This window comes from Streptomyces longhuiensis (assembly GCF_020616555.1).
Taxonomy (GTDB): Bacteria; Actinomycetota; Actinomycetes; order Streptomycetales; family Streptomycetaceae; genus Streptomyces; species Streptomyces longhuiensis.
Genome location: NZ_CP085173.1, coordinates 5,571,338 through 5,595,264, shown reverse-complemented (window position 1 = coordinate 5,595,264; position 23,927 = coordinate 5,571,338). Strand labels below are relative to the sequence as shown.

Below are 23,927 nucleotides of genomic sequence, written 5' to 3'. Positions count from 1 at the left end.
GGGGAGGCTTCGCCCACGGCGGCCCGGAACGCCTCCGCCCGGCGCCCCCTCGCGGGGGCACCGGGCGGTGACGACCGTACGTGGCGCGGTTACCGCACGAACACGCTCGCCTGGTTCGCCAGGTCCAGGAAGTACTGCGGCGCGAGGCCCAGCACCACCGTGACCGCCACACCCACCGCGATCGTGGTCATGGTGAGCGGCGAGGGCACGGCGACCGTCGGGCCGTCCGCCTTCGGCTCGCTGAAGAACATGAGCACGATCACACGGATGTAGAAGAACGCCGCGATGGCCGACGAGATCACACCGACCACGACGAGCGCGCCGGCGCCACCCTCCGCCGCCGCCTTGAACACGGCGAACTTTCCGGCGAAGCCCGAGGTCAGCGGGATGCCGGCGAAGGCGAGCAGGAACACCGCGAAGACGGCCGCGACCAGTGGCGAGCGGCGCCCGAGCCCCGCCCACTTCGACAGGTGCGTGGCCTCGCCGCCCGCGTCCCTGACCAGCGTCACCACGGCGAACGCGCCGACGGTCACGAACGAGTACGCGCCCAGATAGAAGAGCACGGCCGAGATGCCGTCGGGCGTCGTGGCGATGACACCGGCGAGGATGAATCCGGCGTGCGCGATCGACGAGTACGCGAGGAGCCGCTTGATGTCGGTCTGGGTGATCGCGACGATCGCGCCGCCCAGCATCGTGATGATCGCGATGGCCCACATGACCGGCCGCCAGTCCCAGCGCAGGCCGGGCAGGACGACGTACAGGAGCCGCAGGAGAGCACCGAAGGCGGCGACCTTCGTGGCGGCCGCCATGAAGCCCGTGACCGGCGTGGGCGCGCCCTGGTAGACGTCCGGGGTCCACATGTGGAACGGCACCGCGCCGACCTTGAACAGCAGGCCCATGACGACCATGGCGACGCCGATGAGCAGCAGCGCGTCGTTCCCCATGGTGTCGGCGAGCGCCGGGTCGATGTTCTGGATCGATCCGTCGACGACGTCGGCGATCGTCGCGTACGACACCGAGCCCGCGTACCCGTAAAGGAGGGCGATGCCGAACAGGGTGAACGCCGAGGCGAAGGCTCCGAGGAGGAAGTACTTGACCGCCGCCTCCTGCGACATGAGCCGCTTGCGGCGGGCCACGGCGCACAGGAGGTAGAGCGGCAGGGAGAAGACTTCCAGGGCGATGAACAGCGTCAGCAGGTCGTTCGCCGAGGGGAAGACCAGCATGCCGCCGATCGCGAAGAGCGCGAGCGGGAACACCTCGGTGGTGGTGAACCCGGCCTTCACAGCGGCCTTCTCGCTGTCGCTGCCGGGCACGGACGAGGCCTGCGCGGCGAACGAGTCGACGCGGTTGCCGTGTGCCTCCGGGTCCAGGCGGCGCTCGGCGAAGGTGAAGATCGCGACGAGGCCGGTCAGCAGGATCACGCCCTGGAGGAACAGGGCCGGGCCGTCGACGGCGATCGCGCCCATGGCCGCGATGTGCGCCTTCGTGGTGCCGTACCCGCCGGCCGCGAGCCCGACCACCGCGGCGAACGCGGCGGCCAGGGCGACGACGGCGAGGAACACCTGGACGTAGTAGCGGGACTTGCGCGGCACGAACGCCTCGACAAGGACCCCGAGGACCGCCGCACCGATGACGATCAGGGTGGGCGACAATTGGCCGTATTCGATCTTCGGCGCGTCGATCTTCGAGATTTGTTCCTTGAGCGGCGACGTGGCCGCCGTTGTCCACAGGCTGTGGACGGCTGCTGCGCTCACTTGGCCGCCTCCACCGCTGGCTTCGGGTCCTTCTTGTGTACGTCGGACAGGGTCTGCTTGACCGCCGGGTTCACCAGGTCGGTGACCGGCTTCGGGTAGACGCCCAGGAAGATCAGCGCGGCGATCAGCGGGACGACCACCGCGAGTTCACGCACCCGCAGGTCCGGCAGGGCCGAGACCTCCGGCTTCACCGGGCCCGTCATCGTCCGCTGGTAGAGGACGAGCGTGTAGAGCGCGGCGAGCACGATGCCGAAGGTCGCGATGATCCCGATCACCGGGTACCGCGAGAACGTGCCGACCAGGACCAGGAACTCACTCACGAAGGGCGCGAGGCCCGGCAGCGAGAGGGTCGCGAGGCCGCCGATCAGGAACGTGCCGGCGAGCACCGGGGCGACCTTCTGCACGCCTCCGTAGTCCGCGATCAGGCGCGAGCCGCGGCGCGAGATCAGAAAGCCCGCCACCAGCATCAGGGCGGCCGTCGAGATCCCGTGGTTGACCATGTAGAGCGTCGCGCCCGACTGGCCCTGGCTCGTCATCGCGAAGATGCCGAGGACGATGAACCCGAAGTGCGAGATCGACGCGTACGCCACCAGGCGCTTGATGTCCCGCTGGCCGACCGCGAGCAGGGCGCCGTAGACGATGCTGATGAGGGCCAGTACGAGGATGACCGGCGTCGCCCACTTCGAGGCCTCCGGGAAGAGCTGGAGGCAGAAGCGGAGCATCGCGAACGTGCCGACCTTGTCGACCACCGCCGTGATCAGGACGGCGACCGGGGCGGTGGCCTCCCCCATCGCGTTCGGCAGCCAGGTGTGCAGCGGCCACAGCGGCGCCTTCACCGCGAAGGCGAAGAAGAAGCCGAGGAAGAGCCAGCGCTCGGTGCTGGTCGCCATGTGCAGCGAACCGTTCGCCCGCGCGGCCGCGATCTCCTGGAGCGAGAAGTTCCCCGCCACCACGTAGAGACCGATCACGGCCGCCAGCATGATGAGGCCGCCGACGAGGTTGTAGAGGAGGAACTTCACGGCGGCGTAGGAGCGTTGGGCCGCCGCGTTCTCGTCGCTGCCCGAGTGGGCGCGGTCCCCGAAGCCGCCGATGAGGAAGTACATCGGGATGAGCATGGCTTCGAAGAAGATGTAGAAGAGGAAGACGTCGGTGGCCTCGAAGGAGATGATCACCATCGCCTCGACGCCGAGGATCAGGGCGAAGAAGCCCTGCGTCGGCCGCCACCTCGAACTCCCCGTCTCCTGCGGGTCGGCGTCGTGCCAGCCCGCGAGGATCACGAACGGGATCAGGAGGGCGGTGAGCGCGATGAGCGCCACCGCGATGCCGTCCACGCCCAGCTCGTACCGCACCCCGAAGTCCTTGATCCAGGAGTGCGATTCGGTGAGCTGGTAGCGGTCGCCGCCGGGCTCGAAGCGCACGAGCACGACCGCGGCCAGCACGAGCGTGGCGACCGAGACGAGCAGCGCGAGCCACTTCGCCGCCGTGCGCCGCGCGGCCGGGACGGCAGCCGTGGCGATGGCTCCCACGGCGGGGAGCACCGCCGTCGCTGTCAGCAGAGGAAAGGACATTGCTATCAGACCGCCCTCATCAGCAGGGTCGCGGCGACGATGAGTGCCGCACCGCCGAACATCGAGACGGCGTACGAGCGGGCGTAGCCGTTCTGGAGCTTGCGCAGCCGGCCGGAGAGCCCGCCGACCGAGGCCGCCGTCCCGTTGACCACGCCGTCGACCAGGGTGTGGTCGACGTAGACCAGGGAGCGGGTGAGGTGCTCGCCGCCGCGGACCAGGACCACGTGGTTGAAGTCGTCCTGGAGCAGGTCACGGCGGGCGGCCCGGGTGAGCAGCGAGCCGCGCGGGGCGACGACGGGGACCGGGCGGCGGCCGTACTGGAGGTAGGCCACGACCACGCCGATCACCAGGACCACCATGGTGGCCGCGGTGACGGTCGTGGCGCTGATCGGCGCGTCCCCGTGGCTGTGCTCGGTGACCGGCTCAAGCCAGTGCAGGAAGCGGTCGCCGATGCTGAAGAAGCCACCCGCGAAGACGGATCCGAACGCGAGCACGATCATCGGGATGGTCATGGACTTCGGCGACTCGTGCGGGTGCGGCTCGTGGCCCTCCGCATCCGGCTGCCAGCGCTTCTCACCGAAGAACGTCATGATCATCACGCGCGTCATGTAGTACGCGGTGATGGCCGCGCCGAGCAGCGCCACCGAGCCGAGGATCCAGCCCTCCGTGCCGCCCTTCGCGAACGCCGCCTCGATGATCTTGTCCTTGGAGAAGAAGCCGGACAGACCGGGGAAGCCGATGATCGCGAGATAGCCGAGCCCGAACGTGACGAACGTGACCGGCATGTACTTCCTCAGGGCGCCGTACTTCCTCATGTCCACCTCGTCGTTCATGCCGTGCATGACCGAACCGGCGCCGAGGAAGAGGCCCGCCTTGAAGAAGCCGTGCGTCACCAGGTGCATGATCGCGAAGACGTAGCCGATGGGGCCGAGGCCCGCGGCCAGCACCATGTAGCCGATCTGCGACATCGTCGAGCCGGCCAGCGCCTTCTTGATGTCGTCCTTCGCGCAACCGACGATCGCACCGAACAGGAGCGTGACCGAACCGACGATGACGACGACGAGCTGCGCGTCCGGCGAGGCGTTGAACACCGCGCCGGAACGGACGATCAGATAGACACCGGCGGTCACCATGGTCGCGGCGTGGATGAGGGCCGAGACCGGGGTCGGGCCCTCCATCGCGTCACCGAGCCAGGACTGCAGCGGCACCTGGGCGGACTTGCCGCACGCGGCGAGCAGCAGCATCAGGGCGATGCCCGTCAGCGTCGCGCCGCCGCCCCGGTGCTCCTCCGCCGCCTTCAGGACCGGCGCGAAGGCGAACGTCCCGAACGTCGTGAACATCAGCATGATGGCGATCGACAGGCCCATGTCGCCGACACGGTTGACCAGGAAGGCCTTCTTCGCCGCGGTGGCCGCGCTGGGCTTGTGCTGCCAGAAGCCGATCAGGAGGTACGAGGCGAGGCCCACGCCCTCCCAGCCGACGTACAGGAGCAGGTAGTTGTCGGCGAGGACCAGGAGGAGCATCGCCGCGAGGAACAGGTTCAGGTAGCCGAAGAAGCGGCGGCGCCGCTCGTCGTGCTCCATGTACCCGATCGAGTAGATGTGGATCAGCGTGCCCACACCGGAGATCAGGAGCACGAACGTCATCGACAGCTGGTCCAGCTGGAAGGCGACGTCCGCCTGGAAGCCCTCGACCGGGATCCAGCTGAACAGGTGCTGGGTGAAGGTGCGGTCGTCGGCGCTCTTGCCGAGCATGTCGGTGAAGAGGAGGACGCCGATGACGAAGGAGGCGGCCGAGAGCAGCGTGCCGAGCAGATGGCCCACACGGTCCAACCGCCGTCCGCCGCACAGCAGTACGGCCGCTCCGAGCAGTGGCGCCGCTACCAGCAGCGCAATCAGGTTTTCCACTGTGCAGCGACCCCTTACAGCTTCATCAGGCTGGCGTCGTCGACCGAGGCCGAGTGGCGGGAACGGAACAGCGACACGATGATCGCGAGCCCGACCACGACCTCCGCGGCGGCGACGACCATCGTGAAGAAGGCGATGATCTGGCCGTCGAGATTGCCGTGCATCCGGGAGAACGCGACGAACGCGAGGTTGCACGCGTTGAGCATCAGCTCGACGCACATGAACAGAACGATCGCGTTCCGCCTGATGAGCACGCCGGTGGCGCCGATCGTGAACAACAGGGCGGCGAGATACAGGTAGTTGACCGGGTTCACTTCGACGCCTCCTCGGTCCGCTCAAGGCGCTCGGCCGAGCGCTGCTCCAGGGCCTTCAGGTCACCGAGCGCCTCGTCCGACACGTCGCGGATCTGACCGCGCTCGCGCAGCGTCTGCATGACCGTGAGCTCCGACGGGGTGCCGTCGGGGAGCAGGCCCGCGATGTCGACCGCGTTGTGCCGGGCGTAGACACCCGGGGCGGGCAGCGGCGGCAGGTGCTTGCCCTCGCGCACACGCTGCTCGGCCAGCTCCCGCTGCGTCCTGGCCCGCTCGATGCGCTCGCGGTGCGTGAGCACCATGGCTCCGAGGGTGGCCGTGATCAGCAGGGCGCCGGTGATCTCGAAGGCGAAGACGTACTTCGTGAAGATGAGGGCGGCGAGCCCTTCCACGTTCCCCCCGGCGTTCGCCTTGCCCAGCCCGACGAACTGGTGGAGCGAGGCGTTCCCGATGCCCGCGAGGAGCAGGATCCCGAAGCCGAGTCCGCACAGCAGGGCCAGCCAGCGCTGCCCCTTGATGGTCTCCTTCAGGGAGTCCGCCGCGGTGACGCCGACGAGCATGACCACGAAGAGGAACAGCATCATGATCGCGCCGGTGTAGACGATGATCTGGACGACGCCCAGGAAGTACGCGCCGTTGGCCAGGTAGAAGATCGCCAGGATGATCATGGTCCCGGCGAGGCACAGCGCACTGTGCACCGCCTTCTTCATCAGGACCGTGCACAGGGCGCCGATGACGGCGACCGTGCCGAGGACCCAGAACTGGAAGGCCTCACCGGTGGAGGTGCCCGCAGCAAGAGTGGCTGCGGCGGCGAGCTGGCTCATGCCTCCGCCCCCTCGGGTTCGGGCTTCTCGCCCTTGGAGACGGCGACCTGACGCACCGTGCCGGGCGCGGCCTCCGTCACCAGACCCCGGTAGTAGTCCTGCTCGTCCGTGCCGGGGAAGATCGAGTGGGGCGATTCGACCATGCCCTCCTCGAGCCCGGCGAGCAGCTGCTCCTTGGTGTAGATCAGGTTCTCGCGGCTGCTGTCGGCGAGCTCGAACTCGTTCGTCATCGTCAGCGCGCGCGTGGGGCACGCCTCGATGCACAGGCCGCACAGGATGCAGCGGGCGTAGTTGATCTGGTAGACGCGGCCGTACCGCTCACCCGGCGAGTAGCGCTCCTCGTCGGTGTTGTCCGCACCCTCCACGTAGATGGCGTCCGCGGGACAGGCCCAGGCGCACAACTCGCAGCCGATGCACTTCTCCAGGCCGTCCGGATGACGGTTGAGCTGGTGCCGGCCGTGGAAGCGCGGGGCCGTGGTCTTGGGCTGCTCCGGGTACTGCTCCGTCAGCCGCTTCTTGAACATGGCCTTGAAGGTCACGCCGAAGCCGGCCACGGGATTCTGGAAACCGGGCTTGGTCTGCCCGCCCTCCGTCGACTCCTCAGCCATGGGACGCCTCCTTTCCGTCACCGGGACCGTCACCGGTTCCGTCACTGGCAGTATCCGGTCCGCCACTGACAATCAACTCCCGCTCCCCGCGCGGGCGTCGGCGCGGCACGGCCGGCGGGGTCTGGCCGGGCAGCGGCGGAACCGGGAAGCCGCCTGCCATCGGGTCGAAGGCCGCGGCCTGTTCGGCCGCCTCCCGTGCCTCGCGCTCCTTGCCGCCGCGGTCCCTGAAGATGTCGACGAGGAACGAGAGCAGCAGCAGGGCGAGGACGCCACCGCCCACGTACAGGGCGATGGAGGCGAAGTCGTAGTTCTCGTTCCGCAGGGTCCGCACGGTGGCGACCAGCATCAGCCAGACCACGGAGACCGGGATGAGGACCTTCCAGCCGAGCTTCATCAGCTGGTCGTAGCGCACGCGTGGGAGCGTGCCGCGCAGCCAGATGAAGAAGAACAGCAGCAGCTGGACCTTGATGACGAACCAGAGCATCGGCCACCAGCCGTGGTTCGCGCCCTCCCAGAAGGTGGACACCGGCCACGGGGCCCGCCAGCCGCCCAGGAAGAGCGTCACCGACACGGCCGAGACCGTCACCATGTTCACGTACTCGGCGAGCATGAACAGCGCGAACTTGATCGACGAGTACTCGGTGTTGAAGCCGCCGACGAGGTCGCCCTCGGACTCCGGCATGTCGAACGGCGCGCGGTTCGTCTCACCGACCATCGTCACGATGTAGATGAGGAACGACACCGGCAGGAGCACGATGTACCAGCGGTCGTGCTGCTGGGCGACGATCTCCGAGGTGGACATCGACCCGGAGTAGAGGAACACCGAGGCGAAGGCCGCGCCCATCGCGATCTCGTACGAGATCATCTGGGCGCAGGACCGCAAACCACCCAGCAAGGGGTAGGTCGATCCGGAACTCCAACCCGCGAGCACGATCCCGTAGATGCCGACCGAGGCGACCGCGAGGATGTAGAGCATCGCGATCGGCAGGTCGGTGAGCTGCATCGTGGTGCGGTGGCCGAAGATCGAGACCTCGTTGCCGGAGGGCCCGAAGGGGATCACGGCGATCGCCATGAAGGCCGGGATCGCGGCGACGACCGGCGCCAGGATGTAGACCACCTTGTCGGCGCGCTTGACGACGACGTCTTCCTTCAGCATCAGCTTGATGCCGTCGGCCAGCGACTGGAGCATGCCCCAGGGGCCGTGCCGGTTGGGGCCGATGCGCAGCTGCATCCAGGCGACGACCTTGCGCTCCCACACGATGGAGAAGAGCACGGTCACCATCAGGAAGGCGAAGCAGAAGACCGCCTTGACCGCGACCAGCCACCAGGGGTCGCGGCCGAACAACGAGAGGTCTTCGAGAGCGAGCGGGATCATGACTGCACCTCCTTGGCCTCGTCGATGCCCGCGGGACCGATCCGGACGAGCGTGCCGGGCACGGCCCCCGTGTCGGAGGCCACGCCCCCGCCGGTGGAGTTCAGCGGAAGCCACACGACACGGTCCGGCATCTCCGTGACCTGGAGCGGGAGTTGGGTCGTCCCCGCAGGTCCCGTGACGGCGAGTACGTCGCCGTCCTTGACGCCCGCCTCGGCGGCCGTGGCGGCCGACACCCGCGCGCGTGCCGCGTGGCGCGTGCCGGCGAGCGCGTCGTCGCCCTCCTGGAGTCGCCCCTGGTCGAGCAGCAGCCGGTGCCCCGCGAGGACGGCCTCACCGGGCGCGGGCCGCGGCGGCTGCGTGGCCGTCTCCAGCGAGTCCGTCGCGCGGGGCCCGCTCCAGCCGCCGAGGCGGTCGAGCTCCCCCCGCGCGGCCCGCAGGTCCGGCAGGCCCAGGTGTACGTCCATGGCGTCCGCGAGCATCTGCAGGACCCGCGCGTCGGCGGGCGCCACGGAGCGCGTCATCTGGTCGGGCTTGAGCGCGGCCTCGAAGAGGCGTGCCCGGCCTTCCCAGTTGAGGAACGTGCCCGCCTTCTCGGCGACCGCGGCGACCGGAAGCACGACGTCCGCGTGGTCGGTGACCTCGCTGGGACGCTGCTCCAGGGAGACGACGAACGCCACCTCGTGCAGTGCTTCACGCGCGCGTGCCGGGTCCGGCAGGTCCGCGACCTCGACACCGGCGACGACCAGGGCCCGCAGCTCTCCGCCGGCGGCGGCCTCCACGATCTGGCCCGTGTCCCGCCCGTAGCGGTGCGGGAGTTCGGACACTCCCCAGGCGGCCGCGACCTCTTCGCGCGCGCGGGGGTCGGTGGCCGGGCGTCCGCCCGGAAGCAGCGACGGCAGCGCGCCCGCCTCGATCGCGCCGCGCTCCCCGGCCCGGCGCGGAATCCACACCAGCTGGGCGCCGGTCGCCGTGGCGGCCCGTACGACGGCGGTCAGGGCGCCCGGCACGGCCGCGAGCCGCTCGCCGACGACGATGACGGCCCCCTCGGCGCGCAGCGCCTCCGATGCCTCGGCGCCGCCGTCCTCCAGGCCGAAGCCGGAGGCGAGCGCGTCGAGCCACTCGGTCTCGGTGCCCGGAGCGGCCGGCAGCAGCGTGCCGCCCGCCTTCTCCAGGCCCCGGGTCGCGAACGGGGCGAGCCCGAAGGTCCGCTGGCCGTGCCCGCGCCACGCCTTGCGCAGCTTCAGGAAGACGCCGGGCGCCTCCTCCTCGGCCTCGATCCCGACAAGGAGTACCGCGGGCGCCTTCTCCAAAGACGTGTACGTGACCCCGACACCGTCGAGGTCACGCCCGCGTCCCGCGACCCGCGCCGCGAGGAAGTCGGCCTCCTCGCTGCTGTGCACGCGCGCGCGGAAGTCGATGTCGTTCGTGTCGAGCGCCACGCGCGCGAACTTGCTGTACGCGTACGCGTCCTCGACGGTGAGCCGGCCACCGGTCAGGACCCCGGCGCGGCCGCGGGCCGACGAGAGACCCCGGGCCGCGACGTCCAGGGCCTCGGGCCAGGACGCGGGCTCCAGCACACCGTCCGCGTTGCGCACGAGCGGCGTGGTCAGCCGGTCGGGCTTCTGCGCGTAACGGAACCCGAAGCGGCCCTTGTCGCAGACCCACTCCTCGTTGACCTCGGGGTCCGGCGACGCGAGGCGCCGCATGACCTTGCCGCGCCGGTGGTCCGTGCGGGTCGCACAGCCGCCCGCGCAGTGCTCGCACACGCTGTGCGAGGACACGAGGTCGAAGGGCCGGGAGCGGAACCGGTACGCCGCCGAGGTCAGCGCGCCGACCGGGCAGATCTGGATCGTGTTCCCGGAGAAGTACGACTCGAAGGGGTCGCCCTCCCCGGTACCGACCTGCTGGAGCGCACCGCGCTCGAGCAGCTCGATCATCGGGTCACCGGCGATCTGGTTGCTGAACCGCGTGCAGCGGGCGCAGAGCACACACCGCTCACGGTCGAGCAGAATCTGGGTCGAGATCGGGACCGGCTTCTCGAACGTCCGCTTCTTCCCGTCGAAGCGGGAGTCGGACTGGCCGTGCGACATGGCCTGGTTCTGCAGCGGGCACTCTCCGCCCTTGTCGCAGACCGGGCAGTCCAGCGGGTGGTTGATGAGGAGCAGCTCCATCACACCTCGCTGCGCCTTCTCGGCGACGGGCGAGCTGAGCTGGCTCTTGACCACCATGCCGTCGGTGCAGGTGATGGTGCAGGACGCCATCGGCTTGCGCTGGCCCTCGACCTCGACGATGCACTGACGGCAGGCGCCGGCCGGGTCGAGCAGGGGGTGGTCGCAGAAGCGGGGGATCTCGATGCCGAGCTGTTCGGCGGCGCGGATGACCAGGGTGCCCTTGGGCACGCTGATCCCGATGCCGTCGATCGTCAGCGAGACGAGATCCTCCGGCGGCACCGCCGCCTCACCGCCCCCGGAGGGAGCGCCTGTGGTTACCGTCATGCGTTCACCTCCGTGCGCTGGTCCGCCCAAGCGGTCGACTTGGCGGGGTCGAAGGGGCAGCCCTTGCCCGTGATGTGCTGCTCGTACTCCTCGCGGAAGTACTTGAGCGAGGAGAAGATCGGGGACGCGGCGCCGTCGCCGAGCGCGCAGAACGACTTGCCGTTGATGTTGTCGGCGATGTCGTTCAGCTTGTCGAGGTCGGTCATCAAGCCCTTGCCGGCCTCGATGTCGCGCAGCAACTGCACGAGCCAGTACGTCCCTTCACGGCACGGTGTGCACTTGCCGCAGGACTCGTGGGCGTAGAACTCGGTCCAGCGGGTGACCGCCCGCACGACGCACGTCGTCTCGTCGAAGCACTGGAGCGCCTTCGTGCCGAGCATGGATCCCGCGGCGCCGACGCCCTCGTAGTCGAGGGGCACGTCGAGGTGCTCGTCGGTGAACATCGGGGTCGAACTGCCGCCGGGCGTCCAGAACTTGAGGCGGTGACCCGGACGCATGCCGCCGCTCATGTCGAGCAGCTGGCGCAGCGTGATGCCGAGCGGCGCCTCGTACTGACCGGGGTTGGTGACGTGCCCGCTGAGCGAGTACAGCGTGAAGCCCGGGGACTTCTCGCTTCCCATCGACTTGAACCAGTCCTTGCCGCGATTCAGGATCGCGGGAACCGACGCGATGGACTCGACGTTGTTGACAACAGTGGGGCACGCGTAGAGCCCCGCGACCGCGGGGAAGGGGGGACGGAGCCGCGGCTGGCCACGGCGGCCTTCCAGCGAGTCGAGCAGTGCGGTCTCCTCGCCACAGATGTACGCACCCGCGCCCGCGTGCACCGTGAGTTCGAGGTTCAGCCCACTGCCCAGCACGTTCTCGCCGAGATAGCCCGCCGCGTAGGCCTCTCGTACGGCCTCGTGGAGCCGTCGCAGTACGGGGACGGCCTCTCCCCGCAGATAGATGAAGGCATGCGAAGAGCGGATCGCGTAGCACGCGATCACGATCCCCTCGATGAGGGAATGCGGGTTCGCGAAGAGGAGCGGGATGTCCTTGCAGGTCCCCGGCTCCGACTCGTCGGCGTTGACCACCAGATAGTGCGGTTTGCCGTCGCCCTGCGGAATGAACTGCCACTTCATTCCGGTGGGGAAGCCCGCGCCGCCGCGGCCGCGCAGGCCGGAGTCCTTCACATAGGCGATCAGGTCGTCCGGCGACATGGCGAGGGCCTTGCGCAGACCCTCGTAGCCGTCGTGCCGCCGGTAGACGTCCAGGGACCAGGACTTGTCCTCGTCCCAGAACGCCGAGAGCACCGGTGCGAGCAGCTTCTCGGGGCTGGTGTCGTTGTCGATCTCGGCTGCCAAGGTCATCACTCCCCCTCCTCGGCTGAGATGTCCTGCTGCGGCGCGTCCCCGGCGTCCCGCGGATGGACCACGCGCGCGGGGGCGGCCTCCCCCTTGGCGAGGCGCAGGCCGATCAGCGAGGCAGGTCCCGCGCTGCCGCTCGCCTCGACGGCGCCGGGCCGCTCGTCCGGGAAGCCGGCGAGGATCCGCGAGGTCTCCTTGTACGTGCACAGGGGGGCGCCGCGGGTGGGTTCGACCTGGGCGCCCGCGCGCAGGTCGTCGACCAGCCGCTTCGCGCTGCCCACCGTCTGGTTGTCGAAGAACTCCCAGTTGACCATCACGACGGGCGCGAAGTCGCAGGCCGCGTTGCACTCGATGTGCTCGAGGGTGACCTTGCCGTCCTCGGTGGTCCCGCCGTTGCCGACGCCCAGGTGCTCCTGGAGTGCCTCGAAGATGGCGTCGCCGCCCATCACGGCGCACAGCGTGTTCGTGCAGACCCCGACCTGGTAGTCACCGCTCGGCTTGCGCCGGTACATCGTGTAGAAGGTCGCGACGGCGGTGACCTCGGCGGTGGTCAGGCCCAGCATGTCGGCGCAGAACTGCATGCCCGTGCGCGTGACATGACCCTCCTCCGACTGCACGAGGTGCAGCAGCGGGAGGAGCGCGGAGCGCGATCCCGGGTAGCGGGCGATGATCTCGCGCGCGTCCGTCTCGAGCCTGGCTCGGACGTCGTCCGGGTAGTCGGGCGCGGGCAGTTGGGGCATGCCCAGGCTGACGCCCTGGCCCTGCTCGGAAGGAGTGGTGGTCACCGGTCGACGCCTCCCATCACGGGGTCGATGGACGCGACGGCGACGATGACGTCGGCGACCTGGCCGCCCTCGCACATCGCCGCCATGGCCTGAAGGTTGGTGAAGGACGGGTCGCGGTAGTGGACCCGGTAGGGACGGGTGCCGCCGTCGGACACGACGTGCACCCCCAGCTCCCCCTTGGGGGATTCGACGGCGGAGTACGCCTGCCCGGCGGGGACCCGGAAGCCCTCGGTCACCAGCTTGAAGTGGTGGATCAGGGACTCCATGGAGGTGCCCATGATCTGCTTGATGTGGTCGAGCGAGTTGCCGAGGCCGTCCGGGCCGAGCGCGAGCTGCGCCGGCCAGGCGATCTTCTTGTCGCCGACCATGACCGGGCCCGGGGCGAGCCGGTCCAGGCACTGCTCGACGATGCGCAGCGACTGGCGCATCTCCTCCAGTCGGATCAGGAAGCGTCCGTAGGAGTCGCAGGTGTCGGCGGTCGGGACCTCGAAGTCGTAGTTCTCGTAGCCGCAGTACGGCTGCGACTTGCGCAGGTCGTGCGGGAGGCCCGCCGAGCGCAGGATCGGTCCGGTGGCGCCGAGGGCCATGCAGCCGGTGAGGTCGAGATAGCCGACGTCCTGCATACGGGCCTTGAAGATGGGGTTCCCGGTGGCGAGCTTGTCGTACTCGGGAAGGTTCTTCGACATCTTCTTCACGAACTCGCGGATCTGGTCCACCGCGCCGGGCGGCAGGTCCTGGGCGAGTCCGCCGGGCCGGATGTACGCGTGGTTCATGCGCAGGCCGGTGATGAGCTCGTAGATATCGAGAATGAGTTCACGATCACGGAATCCGTAGATCATGATCGTCGTGGCGCCGAGCTCCATGCCGCCGGTGGCGATGGCGACCAGGTGCGAGGACATCCGGTTCAGCTCCATCAGGAGCACCCGGATGATCGACGCCCGGTCGGGGATCTCGCCCTCGATACCGAGGAGCTTCTCGACCGCGAGGCAGTACGCCGTCTCGTTGAAGAACGGCGTCAGATAGTCCATGCGCGTCACGAACGTGGTGCCCTGCGTCCACGTGCGGTACTCGAGGTTCTTCTCGATGCCGGTGTGCAGATAGCCGATGCCGCAGCGGGCCTCGGTGACCGTCTCGCCGTCGATCTCCAGGATCAGCCGGAGCACGCCGTGCGTGGACGGGTGCTGCGGGCCCATGTTGACGATGATGCGCTCGTCGTCGGCCTTGGCCGCGGACTGGACGACCTCGTCCCAGTCGCCGCCGGTGACCGTATATACGGTCCCCTCGGTCGTCTCGCGCGGCGATGCAGAAGGAGTAGACATCAGGAGTACGACCTCCGCTGGTCCGGAGCCGGGATCTGGGCGCCCTTGTACTCGACGGGGATGCCGCCGAGGGGGTAGTCCTTGCGCTGCGGGAAGCCCTGCCAGTCGTCCGGCATCATGATCCGCGTCAGCGCCGGGTGGCCGTCGAAGACCAGGCCGAAGAAGTCGTACGTCTCGCGCTCGTGCCAGTCGTTCGTCGGATAGACGGCGACCAGCGAGGGGACGTGCGGATCCGCGTCGGGGGCACTGACCTCGAGGCGGATCAGGCGATTGTGGGTGATCGAGCGCAGGTGGTAGACGGCGTGCAGCTCCCGGCCCTTGTCGTCCGGGTAGTGCACCCCGCTCACGCCCGTGCAGAGCTCGAAGCGCAGGGCCGGGTCGTCACGCAGGGTCTGTGCGACGCGCACCAGGTACTCGCGCTCGATGTGGAAGGTGAGCTCGTCGCGGTCGACTACGGTCTTGTCGATCGCGTTCTCGGGGACGAGGCCCTGTTCCTCCAGTGCCCCCTCCAGCTCGTCGGCCACCTCGTCGAACCAGCCGCCGTACGGCCGCGAGGCGGCGCCCGGCAGCCGTACGGAGCGGACGAGGCCGCCGTATCCCGACGTGTCACCGCCGTTGTTGGCGCCGAACATGCCGCGCTGGACGCGGATCTCCTCGCCCTGGTCGCCGCGCTGCCCCGGAAGGTTGGCCGCGCTGAGGTCCTTCTCGGGGTTGACCCCGTTGCTGTCCGCGTCACTCACCGCAGCAGCCCCTTCATCTCGATCGTCGGGAGCGCCTTGAGCGCCGCTTCCTCCGCCTCGCGGGCCGCCTCCTCGGCGTTCACGCCGAGCTTGGAGGACTGGATCTTCTGATGGAGCTTGAGAATCGCGTCCATCAGCATCTCCGGCCGCGGCGGACAGCCGGGCAGGTAGATGTCCACAGGGACTACGTGATCGACGCCCTGCACGATCGCGTAGTTGTTGAACATCCCGCCCGACGAGGCGCACACGCCCATGGAGATGACCCACTTGGGGTTCGGCATCTGGTCGTAGACCTGCCGCAGGACGGGCGCCATCTTCTGGCTCACGCGCCCGGCCACGATCATCAGGTCCGCCTGCCGCGGCGAGCCGCGGAAGACCTCCATGCCGAAGCGCGCCAGGTCGTAGCGACCGGCGCCCGTCGTCATCATCTCGATGGCGCAGCACGCCAGGCCGAACGTGGCCGGGAAGACGGATGACTTACGCACCCAGCCCGCGGCCTGCTCGACGGTGGTCAGCAGAAAGCCGCTCGGCAGCTTTTCTTCGAGTCCCATGGCTTAAGGCCCCTCAGTCCCATTCCAGGCCGCCGCGCCGCCATACGTACGCGTACGCGACGAAGACGGTGAGCACGAAGAGCAGCATCTCCACGAGCCCGAAAACACCCAGGGCGTCGAAGGTGACGGCCCAGGGGTAGAGGAAGACGATCTCGATGTCGAAGACGATGAAGAGCATCGCCGTCAGGTAGTACTTGATGGGGAAGCGCCCGCCGCCGGCCGGCGTGGGGGTCGGCTCGATACCGCACTCGTAGGCCTCGAGCTTGGCCCGGTTGTACCGCTTTGGACCGATAAGCGTGGCCATGACCACGGAGAAGATCGCAAAGCCTGCCCCGAGGGCTCCCAGTACGAGGATGGGCGCATACGCGTTCACCGCTCCTCGCTCCTCTCAGTCGGCGCTGACTGCTGGCGGATACGTCGGGCCCGACCCCGCTCCCCGCGAAGCCACCCCCGATTGACTGCACGAAGATCGCTCACATGTGAAGCAGGTCACAAGCCCAACTGCCCCGCATCCTATGCCTGCCGGTCTGTGATCTGCGACACGGGGTGCGCCAACAGCTTTGTGATCTCCACCACCTGACGAAGGATCATGAAGTCGGATGAGCGGTGATCTTCACACGCGAAGCGCCTGAGTGATCACCAGAGGTGACATCTTGGCTCGTTACCCCAGGTAGAAGCGTTGGCTCACTATCAAGAGGTGGCGCGCGCAGGCAAATTGGCGCTGGACAGAACTGGCTGATAGTGGCCGTCGTTCACACATCAGGGGGAGAGGTGTGGACGTAAGTGGACGCGGGCACGCGTTCCCGAGGAGCGCTCGACAGCGGAGGCGGCCCCTTTGTGACCTGCGTCACGTGGCCCGTTATCTGTTAGAAACCGGGCTTGGCCATCCGTGTCAACGAGTGGTAGGCCGAGGGCAATTCGGGCGTATTGCAGAAAGCCCGTGATCACAGGCTTGATCAGCCCTGTCCGGATTGCCCGTTACGGCGTCAATAAAGGCCGCCACGCCCGGGATTCAAACGTTCACACGACAACTGTGGCGCACCACACGTTTCTTGAAGGAACCATGGAGGCCCTGATAGCGGTTGTACTCATGTCCCACACCGCTCACATACCCAGCCACCGGAAGCCCCGTCGCAGCGCGTCGAAAATCGCCCTGCGCGCCGGAGTTGCCGGTGGCGTCCTCAGCACCCTGGCAGTGGCCGGTGCGTCCGGTCCGGCGTTCGCCGCCGAGCCGGTGACCGAGACCATCGAGATGCCGACCATCACGGCCGACCTCTCCACTCAGGTCGCCCAGTCCGCGGACGCCACCCAGCAGGCCGCGAACTCGTACGCGCTGCAGGCCGAGCAGGACCTGGCCGTCGCGAAGGCCGCAAAGCAGGCCAAGGCGGACCAGGCTCTCGCGGAGAAGAAGGCGGAGGCCAAGAAGAAGGCCGAGGCCGAGGCGAAGCGCAAGGCCGAGGAAGCGCGTGCGTCGCGCTCCGCCGAGCGCACCACCCTCTCCACCGCCTCCTCCGCGGCCTCCCACGTCGCGGCCCCCGCCAGCGGCAGCGTCGCGTCCGTCATCGCCTTCCTGAAGGCACAGGTCGGCGACGCGTACGTCATGGGCGGCACCGGCCCCAACTCCTGGGACTGCTCCGGTCTGACCCAGGCCGCGTTCGCGCAGGCCGGCGTCAGCCTGCCGCGCGTCTCGCAGGACCAGTCGACGGCCGGCACCCCGGTCTCCCTCGACAACCTGCAGGTCGGCGACCTCCTCTACTGGGGCTCCGCGGGCTCGGCGTACCACGTGGGCGTGTACATCGGTAACGGCCAGTACCTGGACGCCGCCAACCCCTCCAAGGGCGTTGTCATCCAGGACCTGTCCGGCTACCCGGCGACCGGCGCGGTCCGCGTTCTCTGAGTCGCCCTTTTCGCGTCATATCTGACAGAAGGCCACCACTCCCTCGCTCGGGAGCGGTGGCCTTTTGCTATGAATGTCGCTAAAGCGACCGTTGCGCCCAGATCATTCCTTCGGGGACAATTCCCCCATGGGGCCCCAACTGCCGCCCGGGATCTCCGTGTTGATGATCTCCGGCACGGAGGCGATCAGACCGGACATCGTCTCCAGGCCGGCCTTGAAGTGGTCGGAGCCCACGTGCGCGGCCCCCGCGTCCCCGTCCCGGAAGCCCTCCAGGAGGACGTACTGGTTCGGGTCCTCGACGCTGCGGGACCAGTCGAAGAAGAGGTTGCCCTCCTCGGCGCGCGTGGCGCGGGTGAAATCGGCGGTGTGCTCCAGCCAGGAGTCGGCGTACTCGGGCCGGGCGGTGAACTTCACGGCGATGAAAATCATGCTGCCAGGGTGCTCCGTGACGCCCCGCACGGCCAGTTCGGCGCGCGCGATTCCGGGAGCGCCGCTGAAGCCGGGCCGGTGACGGCGCGGGCGGAGCGCCCCAGGAGCGTCCTGAGCGCCCGCGCCTGCCGCGGAACGCGCCCCGTCGGCGGAGCTCACCGACCGGGCGCGTCCGGGCCGCTCACGCCTTCGGCGCCACCTTGCTCAGGCCGTTGATGATGCGGTCCATCGCGTCGCCGCCCGTCGGGTCGGTCAGGTTGGCGAGCATCTTCAGCGTGAACTTCATGAGCACCGGGTGCGTCAGGCCGCGCTGCGTCGCGATCTTCATGACCTTCGGGTTGCCGATGAGCTTCACGAAGGCGCGGCCGAGCGTGTAGTAGCCGCCGTAGGTGTCCTTGAGGACCTTGGGGTAGCGGTGGAGGGCGAGTTCGCGCTGGGCGTCGGTCGCGCGGGCGTGCGCCTGCACGATGACGTCGGCCGCGATCTGGCCGGACTCCATGGCGTACGCGATGCCCTCGCCGTTGAACGGGTTCACCATGCCGCCCGCGTCGCCGACCAGGAGCAGGCCCTTGGTGTAGTGCGGCTGGCGGTTGAAGGCCATGGGCAGGGCGGCGCCGCGGATCGGCATCGTCATGTTGTCCGGCGTGTAGCCCCAGTCCTCCGGCATCGAGGCGCACCAGGCCTTCAGGACCTCGCGCCAGTCGAGCTCCTTGAACGCGGCGGAGGAGTCGAGGATGCCGAGGCCGACGTTCGACGTGCCGTCGCCCATGCCGAAGATCCAGCCGTAGCCGGGCAGCAGCCGGTCCTGGGCGCCGCGACGGTCCCACAGCTCCAGCCAGGACTCCAGGTAGTCGTCGTCGTGGCGCGGCGAGGTGAAGTACGTGCGGACGGCGACGCCCATCGGGCGGTCGTCGCGCCGGTGCAGGCCCATCGCGAGGGACAGCCGGGTCGAGTTGCCGTCCGCGGCGACGACGAGGGGCGCGTGGAAGGTGACTTCACGCTTCTCCTCACCGAGCTTGGCGTTGACGCCGGTGATGCGGCCCGTGCGGTCGTCGATGATCGGGGCGCCGACGTTGCAGCGCTCGTACAGGCGCGCGCCCGCCTTCTGCGCCTGCCGGGCGAGCTGCTCGTCGAAGTCGTCGCGCTTGCGGACGAGTCCGTAGTCCGGGTAGGAGGCGAGATCCGGCCAGTCCAGCTGGAGCCGGACGCCGCCGCCGATGATCCGCAGGCCCTTGTTGCGCAGCCAGCCCGCCTCTTCGGAGATGTCGATGCCCATCGACACGAGCTGCTTGGTGGCCCGCGGGGTGAGGCCGTCGCCGCACACCTTTTCCCTGGGGAACGCGGTCTTCTCCAGGAGGAGGACGTCGAGTCCGGCCTTGGCCAGGTAGTACGCGGTCGTCGAACCGGCTGGCCCGGCCCCGACGACGATCACATCTGCGCTGTGCTCGGAGAGGGGCTCGGTCACGGCGGGTTCTCCCGAAGACTCGAAATCTGCGTGCCGCGCGGCACCGGATGTGGGCAGTCTATGCAGCGGTACTGATCACCCAGCCGAAGGGCCGCCCTGTGAACCGAGCTCTGCCTGATGTACAGCTGCGTGTCCCCACTGACGAGGACGCCTTCGCCTGGCACCGCGTCTTCGACGACCCGGAGGTCATGGAGTTCCACGGCGGGGCCGCTGCCGAGCTGTCCGTGTACGAGGAGCTGACCGCCCGGCAGCGCCGGCACGACGCGGAACGCGGCTTCTGCCTGTGGACGATGACCGACACGGACGGCGACGTCATCGGTTTCACGGGCGCGCAGCCCTGGCCGCACACCTGGGGTCCGGCGGGCGAGATCGAGATCGGCTGGCGGCTCGGGCGGGCGCACTGGGGACGCGGCTACGCGACGGCCGCCGCCCTGGCGACCGTGGAGCGCGTACGGGCCGCGGGTGTACGGAGCGTGGTGGCGATGGTCGACTCGCGCAACGAGCGGTCGGTGGCGGTGACACGGCGCCTCGGCATGGAACCCGCCGAAACGTTCACCGTCCCGGGTGACCCGCGTACGGGCCTCTGCTTCAGGCTCGCGCTGTAGGTCCCTTCGGGCTCGCCTCGTAGGCCCTGCCGCTTCCGGTCGGGGGTCCGGCGGAGCTACCCTTCGGGTACCGCTGGGGGTGAAGTCTGTGCGCATTACACCCAAGACGCCCGAAGTGCGCGTACCGAAGTTCGTCGGCCTGATGGCCGTCGACGCGCGCGAGGCCGCGGCGGCGCGCGGCGTGCAGCTGGCCGCGCCCGACCGCCCCGACTTCCGATCCACCGTGGTCGACTACGTCGTACGCCAGTACCCGCTGCCCGACACCGAGGTGCCCCGCGGCGCCGTCGTCACCGTCTGGTTCGACCTGGCCGACGGCGAGGGCCACGGCGGCTCCGGGGTGAACGAGCCCCGTATGCCGGGGCCGCGCGGCGGCGGGCTGCAGCGCGAACTGGACGAGCCGGGCGAGACGTACACGGTGGTCGGCATGTAGTGGTCGGCACGCGGCGGCCGGCGCACACGACCGGCCGTGACCGTCGTGGCGCCCGGCCGGGGTCAGTTCGTCAGGCGCCAGGACTCCAGGCCGGTCCGGTACGTCTGCTTCAGGTCGGCCCACACGTCCTGCTGCCCCACGAGGAAGATCGTGTACTCGGTGCCGTCCTCGGCGACGTACGACTGGTCGATGCCGTGCATCGTCCGGCCGCCCTCGTCGCGGTAGGTGTACTCCCAGATCGCGCCGGGCCGCCCCTGGAAGGTGTTCCGGCGCAGGTCGATCCGCTGGTAGTCCTGCTTCTTCTTGTCCTCCTCGGCGTGCTTCTCCATGTTGAGGACGTTGTCGTACGAGGTGTAGCCCGCGTCCGGGATGACGCCGATGAGGTAGTGCTCGGCGCCGGTGCTGCCCGCGTAGGTGATCTGGCTGCCGTTCTCCACGCCCTGGCGCGACCACACGTCGGGGATGGCGAAGGAGAAGCCCATGGGGTCGACGGCCTTGCGGTAGCCGGACGGAACGGTCGCGTCCGGGGTCGTGCTCGGCGTGGTGCCCGTGTCCGTGGCCCGGTCCGGCGTCGCACTCGGGGTGGGGCTCGGCGCCGGAGTCGGCGCCTGCGACGTGGCGGGCTGCTCGGTGCTGACGGCGGGCTTGTCGTCGCGGCCCGCCTTGTCGTCCTTGCCGCCGTGGTCCTGGAGCAGCAGCACCCCGGCCGCCACACCGCCCCCGATGACGAACGCGCCGGCGACGGTGGCGACCCAGATCCCGGCGCGGCGCGAGGACTTGGCCGGCACGGCGGCCGGCTGCGCGCCGAGCTGGAAGGCGTGCGGGGCGTACAGAGCAGCGGGGGCGGGGGTGGGACCGGGACCGGGGGTGGGCCCGGGAGGAGGCGTGGGGGTCGGCACGGGAACGGCGGTGGCCGTCGGCAGGGCGGCCGCCGCTGCGGGGTTCGGCGGGTCGTTGGGGGAGGGCGGGTCGTTGGGGGCTTCCGGCGCGGAAGGCGCCTGAACGGGAGCCGCCGACGCGGGATACACCTGCACAGGGGCATTCGGCGCCGAGGCGTCCGGCGCGGGCCCGAACGCCCCCGACGGCACCTGCGGTTCCGGGACGATCCCGGTCCGCGCCCCCGCCATCTGCATCAGGTACGGCGCGAGGAACGCCGCCGCGAACACCCACAGCAGCCCGAACAGGAGCGCCTCCGCCATGCCGAGGCCCACGCCGGCGCTGCCCGTGCCGCTGCCGCCGAGGTCGGACGCGGCCCCGGTGGCCCGCACGCCGAGGCCGCCGAGCGCGCCGAGCAGCAGGAACAGACCGAGGAAGATCCCGGCGGAAAGGAGCTGCTCGCGCCGGTCGGCCGACCGTCGGGCCGCCATCACGCCCACGGTCAGCGCGCAGACGGTGCCGAGGGCCAGCGCCCCCACGACCGCCCAGGAGTTGGTGACGTCGCCGAGCTCGGAGAGGCCGAACGACTGGTGCTGGTACCCGCCCCCGTACGTCGAACTGCCGCCCGCCTCGAAGGAGATGGGCGCGCCCCAGCCTAGGCCGAGCGCCATGGCGCCGAGGTTGGGCAGCACGAGCAGGGCGACGACCAGCGGCGACAGGTCGGTCTGGCCGAGGTCGGACACGTCGGAGACATCGCCCAGGTCGTCGATCTGGGCGATGCTGATGAACGCGGCGACCGAGCAGATCACGAGGACGACGGCGAGGGCGCGCAACGCCGTCCCGGTGGCCCGCACCAGCGCCAGCGCCGCCGGCCGGGCGGTGAGCCACTGGGCCAGGTCGTCCCGGTGCAGCATTCCCGCGGCGACGGCGAGCGAGACGAGGAGCGCGCCGAGCGCGGCGAGCACGGGCGACGACGAGATCCGCACGCCCTGGATCGAGGGCTGCGCGAACAGGCCGAGCACGAGAACGCCGACGGTCACCGACAAGGCGACACGCAGGGCGGCTTCGAGCCCGGGAGTGCCGGGTCCGGGCGTGCCGGGGACGGGGTGGCCGCCGGGGACGGCCGGGCTCGTCGCGCGGGTCCGGAGGCGTGAGCGCAGGATGCGTACGCCGATCCAGAGCGCCAGGATCCACAGGGCCGTGACGGTGAGAGGGACGAGGGAGAGCGCGGCGCCGCCGCTGAGCTCCGCGCCCATGTCGCCGCCGGAGCCGAAGGGCGAGTCCCCGCCGCCGAAGGGCGAGGAGCTGCCGGAGGCCGACACCTCGAAGCCGCCGCCGAGCGACTGGAGCAGCAGCGCGAGCGAGATCCGCATCCGGTCGCCGAACCCCACGACGACGTCGCTGCCCTGCCCGTACGAAGGGATGGCGAGGGCGACGGCGGCGATCACCAGGAGTCCGACGGGCCACAGCGCGGCCTGCGCCGAGCCGGCCCAGTCGCCGCGTAAGGCGCGCCCGAGGAAGGCGCCGACGGGCGAGGGCCCGCCGGGGGCGAACGCGGGCGGCGGCGGGGCGGCGGGCGGCGGCGGGGCGGCGGGCGGCGGAACGGGCGGCCGGCCAGGCTGCTCAGGCTGTTGCCCGGGCCGGCCGAGAGGCGCGGCGGGAGGAGCCGCGGGCCCCTGGACCGTGGGCTCACGCTCGGGCGTTCGCTCCCGCCCGCACTTCATGCAGAAGCGGGCCTCGTCGGGAGCCTGGGCTCCGCAGTGCGGGCAGAACGACGCCATGGGAAATGCTCCGTCATCGGGGAAAGTCGTACCGTCACCAGAGGTGACCGGCCGTCACCACGTACTCAACGGACACATCTTTCCCGGTGACCGGTTCCCCGTGGCGGGGATTCGGCACAACGGACGGGCGCGAACGGCTACTTGGCGGCCGGAGAGCCGCTACTTGGTTCCCCGGTGCAGCGCCACGACGCCACCCGTCAGGTTGCGCCAGGCCACGTCCGACCAGCCGGCCTTCTGGAGGCGGGCCGCGAGCGCCGGCTGGTCGGGCCAGCTGCGGATCGACTCGGCGAGGTAGACGTACGCGTCCGGGTTCGAGGACACGGCGCGGGCCACCGGCGGCAGGGCGCGCATCAGGTACTCGGTGTAGACGGTGCGGAACGGCGCCCACGTCGGCTGCGAGAACTCGCAGATCACGACGCGCCCGCCGGGCTTCGTCACCCGGTACAGCTCGCGCAGCGCCGTGTCCGTGTCCTGCACGTTCCTGAGGCCGAAGGAGATGGTCACGGCGTCGAAGGTGTCGTCCTTGAACGGCAGTTTCGTCGCGTCGCCCGCCGTGAACGGCATCCACGGGTGCCGCTTCTTGCCGACCTGGAGCATCCCGATCGAGAAGTCGCAGGGCACGACATAGGCGCCGGCCTGCGCGAAGGGCTGCGAGGACGTCGCCGTACCGGCCGCGAGGTCGAGGACCTTCTGCGCGGGCCGCGCGTCGACGGCCTTCGCGACCTCCTTGCGCCACAGCCGGGCCTGGCCGAGCGAGAGCACGTCGTTGGTGAGGTCGTACCGGTCCGCCACGTCGTCGAACATCGAAGCGACTTCGTGCGGCTGCTTGTCCAGGGATGCGCGGGTCACGCGTCCATTGTG

21 protein-coding genes are annotated in these 23,927 nt (G+C 69.7%); 3 read left to right on the top strand and 18 right to left on the bottom strand.

Features of this window, described 5'->3' with window-relative positions:
- Positions 1 to 89 precede the first annotated feature (89 nt).
- From nuoN to LGI35_RS25865, 14 genes are read right to left on the bottom strand one after another with little or no spacing between them, the layout of a single operon-like run.
- Entirely contained in the window at positions 90 to 1,754 is a 1,665-nt protein-coding gene (gene nuoN / locus LGI35_RS25930; protein WP_227296717.1) for an NADH-quinone oxidoreductase subunit NuoN, read from the bottom strand.
- Positions 1,751 to 3,322, bottom strand: a complete 1,572-nt coding sequence (locus tag LGI35_RS25925; protein WP_116511220.1) for an NADH-quinone oxidoreductase subunit M — start codon at positions 3,320 to 3,322, stop codon at positions 1,751 to 1,753. Before LGI35_RS25925 ends, nuoN begins: the two co-directional genes overlap by 4 nt.
- A gap of 5 nt (positions 3,323 to 3,327) precedes the next feature.
- Positions 3,328 to 5,229, bottom strand: coding sequence for an NADH-quinone oxidoreductase subunit L (gene nuoL, locus LGI35_RS25920; RefSeq protein WP_227296716.1), 1,902 nt, complete (start codon positions 5,227 to 5,229; stop codon positions 3,328 to 3,330).
- 14 nt (positions 5,230 to 5,243) lie between these two features.
- Complete coding sequence (gene nuoK / locus LGI35_RS25915; RefSeq protein WP_100598032.1) at positions 5,244 to 5,543, bottom strand: NADH-quinone oxidoreductase subunit NuoK; 300 nt, start codon at positions 5,541 to 5,543, stop codon at positions 5,244 to 5,246.
- Positions 5,540 to 6,364 (bottom strand): NADH-quinone oxidoreductase subunit J, encoded by an 825-nt coding sequence (locus LGI35_RS25910; protein WP_227296715.1) that lies wholly within the window; start codon positions 6,362 to 6,364, stop codon positions 5,540 to 5,542. The genes nuoK and LGI35_RS25910 overlap by 4 nt, the downstream gene beginning before the upstream one ends.
- A complete protein-coding gene (nuoI, locus tag LGI35_RS25905; RefSeq protein ID WP_227296714.1) occupies positions 6,361 to 6,972 on the bottom strand; it encodes an NADH-quinone oxidoreductase subunit NuoI in 612 nt (203 codons plus the stop codon). The genes LGI35_RS25910 and nuoI overlap by 4 nt, the downstream gene beginning before the upstream one ends.
- Entirely contained in the window at positions 6,965 to 8,347 is a 1,383-nt protein-coding gene (gene nuoH, locus LGI35_RS25900; protein WP_227296713.1) for an NADH-quinone oxidoreductase subunit NuoH, read from the bottom strand. Before nuoH ends, nuoI begins: the two co-directional genes overlap by 8 nt.
- Positions 8,344 to 10,842 carry an NADH-quinone oxidoreductase subunit G gene (locus LGI35_RS25895; RefSeq protein ID WP_227296712.1) on the bottom strand — a complete coding sequence of 833 codons (2,499 nt, stop codon included), beginning with the start codon at positions 10,840 to 10,842 and terminating at the stop codon, positions 8,344 to 8,346. Before LGI35_RS25895 ends, nuoH begins: the two co-directional genes overlap by 4 nt.
- Positions 10,839 to 12,194 (bottom strand): NADH-quinone oxidoreductase subunit NuoF, encoded by a 1,356-nt coding sequence (nuoF, locus tag LGI35_RS25890; RefSeq protein WP_227296711.1) that lies wholly within the window; start codon positions 12,192 to 12,194, stop codon positions 10,839 to 10,841. The genes LGI35_RS25895 and nuoF overlap by 4 nt, the downstream gene beginning before the upstream one ends.
- Positions 12,191 to 12,928 (bottom strand): NADH-quinone oxidoreductase subunit NuoE, encoded by a 738-nt coding sequence (gene nuoE / locus LGI35_RS25885; RefSeq protein ID WP_376221512.1) that lies wholly within the window; start codon positions 12,926 to 12,928, stop codon positions 12,191 to 12,193. The genes nuoF and nuoE overlap by 4 nt, the downstream gene beginning before the upstream one ends.
- A 41-nt stretch (positions 12,929 to 12,969) precedes the next feature.
- Positions 12,970 to 14,292: an NADH-quinone oxidoreductase subunit D gene (locus tag LGI35_RS25880; RefSeq protein ID WP_116511235.1), complete on the bottom strand. Its 1,323-nt coding sequence runs from the start codon at positions 14,290 to 14,292 to the stop codon at positions 12,970 to 12,972.
- On the bottom strand, positions 14,292 to 15,032 hold the full coding sequence (locus LGI35_RS25875) for an NADH-quinone oxidoreductase subunit C (RefSeq protein ID WP_227296709.1): 741 nt from the start codon (positions 15,030 to 15,032) through the stop codon (positions 14,292 to 14,294). Before LGI35_RS25875 ends, LGI35_RS25880 begins: the two co-directional genes overlap by 1 nt.
- Positions 15,029 to 15,583: a NuoB/complex I 20 kDa subunit family protein gene (locus tag LGI35_RS25870; RefSeq protein ID WP_006133126.1), complete on the bottom strand. Its 555-nt coding sequence runs from the start codon at positions 15,581 to 15,583 to the stop codon at positions 15,029 to 15,031. The genes LGI35_RS25875 and LGI35_RS25870 overlap by 4 nt, the downstream gene beginning before the upstream one ends.
- A 13-nt stretch (positions 15,584 to 15,596) precedes the next feature.
- Positions 15,597 to 15,956 (bottom strand): NADH-quinone oxidoreductase subunit A, encoded by a 360-nt coding sequence (locus LGI35_RS25865; protein WP_007383963.1) that lies wholly within the window; start codon positions 15,954 to 15,956, stop codon positions 15,597 to 15,599.
- 717 nt (positions 15,957 to 16,673) lie between these two features.
- On the opposite strand from LGI35_RS25865, the gene LGI35_RS25860 reads away from it, so the two are divergent.
- The gene (locus tag LGI35_RS25860) at positions 16,674 to 17,480 is read left to right on the top strand and encodes a C40 family peptidase (protein ID WP_227296708.1); all 807 of its coding nucleotides are present in this window, start codon (positions 16,674 to 16,676) and stop codon (positions 17,478 to 17,480) included.
- A 102-nt stretch (positions 17,481 to 17,582) separates the two neighbouring features.
- On the opposite strand, the gene LGI35_RS25855 is transcribed toward LGI35_RS25860, so the two are convergent.
- Together LGI35_RS25855 and LGI35_RS25850 are read right to left on the bottom strand one after the other, a co-directional pair.
- A complete protein-coding gene (locus LGI35_RS25855) occupies positions 17,583 to 17,909 on the bottom strand; it encodes a putative quinol monooxygenase (RefSeq protein ID WP_227296707.1) in 327 nt (108 codons plus the stop codon).
- 181 nt (positions 17,910 to 18,090) lie between these two features.
- Positions 18,091 to 19,374, bottom strand: a complete 1,284-nt coding sequence (locus LGI35_RS25850) for a geranylgeranyl reductase family protein (RefSeq protein ID WP_116511243.1) — start codon at positions 19,372 to 19,374, stop codon at positions 18,091 to 18,093.
- Between the two features lie 98 nt (positions 19,375 to 19,472).
- On the opposite strand from LGI35_RS25850, the gene LGI35_RS25845 reads away from it, so the two are divergent.
- Both LGI35_RS25845 and LGI35_RS25840 read left to right on the top strand, forming a co-directional pair.
- On the top strand, positions 19,473 to 19,979 hold the full coding sequence (locus tag LGI35_RS25845) for a GNAT family N-acetyltransferase (protein ID WP_227296706.1): 507 nt from the start codon (positions 19,473 to 19,475) through the stop codon (positions 19,977 to 19,979).
- An 88-nt stretch (positions 19,980 to 20,067) separates the two neighbouring features.
- The gene (locus LGI35_RS25840) at positions 20,068 to 20,409 is read left to right on the top strand and encodes a PASTA domain-containing protein (RefSeq protein WP_227296705.1); all 342 of its coding nucleotides are present in this window, start codon (positions 20,068 to 20,070) and stop codon (positions 20,407 to 20,409) included.
- 62 nt (positions 20,410 to 20,471) lie between these two features.
- On the opposite strand, the gene LGI35_RS25835 is transcribed toward LGI35_RS25840, so the two are convergent.
- Entirely contained in the window at positions 20,472 to 23,066 is a 2,595-nt protein-coding gene (locus LGI35_RS25835; RefSeq protein ID WP_227296704.1) for a zinc ribbon domain-containing protein, read from the bottom strand.
- A gap of 159 nt (positions 23,067 to 23,225) precedes the next feature.
- The gene (locus LGI35_RS25830; protein ID WP_116511247.1) at positions 23,226 to 23,915 is read right to left on the bottom strand and encodes a demethylmenaquinone methyltransferase; all 690 of its coding nucleotides are present in this window, start codon (positions 23,913 to 23,915) and stop codon (positions 23,226 to 23,228) included.
- Positions 23,916 to 23,927: the final 12 nt, after the last annotated feature.

Bases quoted from the DNA above. Each gene is read 5' to 3' on its own strand.
- LGI35_RS25870 (WP_006133126.1), bottom strand. From the start codon at position 15,583: ATGGGACTCGAAGAAAAGCTGCCGAGCGGCTTTCTGCTGACCACCGTC.
- LGI35_RS25925 (WP_116511220.1), bottom strand. From the start codon at position 3,322: ATGTCCTTTCCTCTGCTGACAGCGACGGCGGTGCTCCCCGCCGTGGGA.
- LGI35_RS25895 (WP_227296712.1), bottom strand. From the start codon at position 10,842: ATGACGGTAACCACAGGCGCTCCCTCCGGGGGCGGTGAGGCGGCGGTG.
- nuoI (WP_227296714.1), bottom strand. From the start codon at position 6,972: ATGGCTGAGGAGTCGACGGAGGGCGGGCAGACCAAGCCCGGTTTCCAG.
- LGI35_RS25855 (WP_227296707.1), bottom strand. From the start codon at position 17,909: ATGATTTTCATCGCCGTGAAGTTCACCGCCCGGCCCGAGTACGCCGAC.
- LGI35_RS25910 (WP_227296715.1), bottom strand. From the start codon at position 6,364: ATGAGCCAGCTCGCCGCCGCAGCCACTCTTGCTGCGGGCACCTCCACC.
- LGI35_RS25835 (WP_227296704.1), bottom strand. From the start codon at position 23,066: ATGGCGTCGTTCTGCCCGCACTGCGGAGCCCAGGCTCCCGACGAGGCC.
- nuoH (WP_227296713.1), bottom strand. From the start codon at position 8,347: ATGATCCCGCTCGCTCTCGAAGACCTCTCGTTGTTCGGCCGCGACCCC.
- LGI35_RS25860 (WP_227296708.1), top strand. From the start codon at position 16,674: ATGTCCCACACCGCTCACATACCCAGCCACCGGAAGCCCCGTCGCAGC.
- nuoE (WP_376221512.1), bottom strand. From the start codon at position 12,928: ATGCCCCAACTGCCCGCGCCCGACTACCCGGACGACGTCCGAGCCAGG.
- LGI35_RS25880 (WP_116511235.1), bottom strand. From the start codon at position 14,292: ATGTCTACTCCTTCTGCATCGCCGCGCGAGACGACCGAGGGGACCGTA.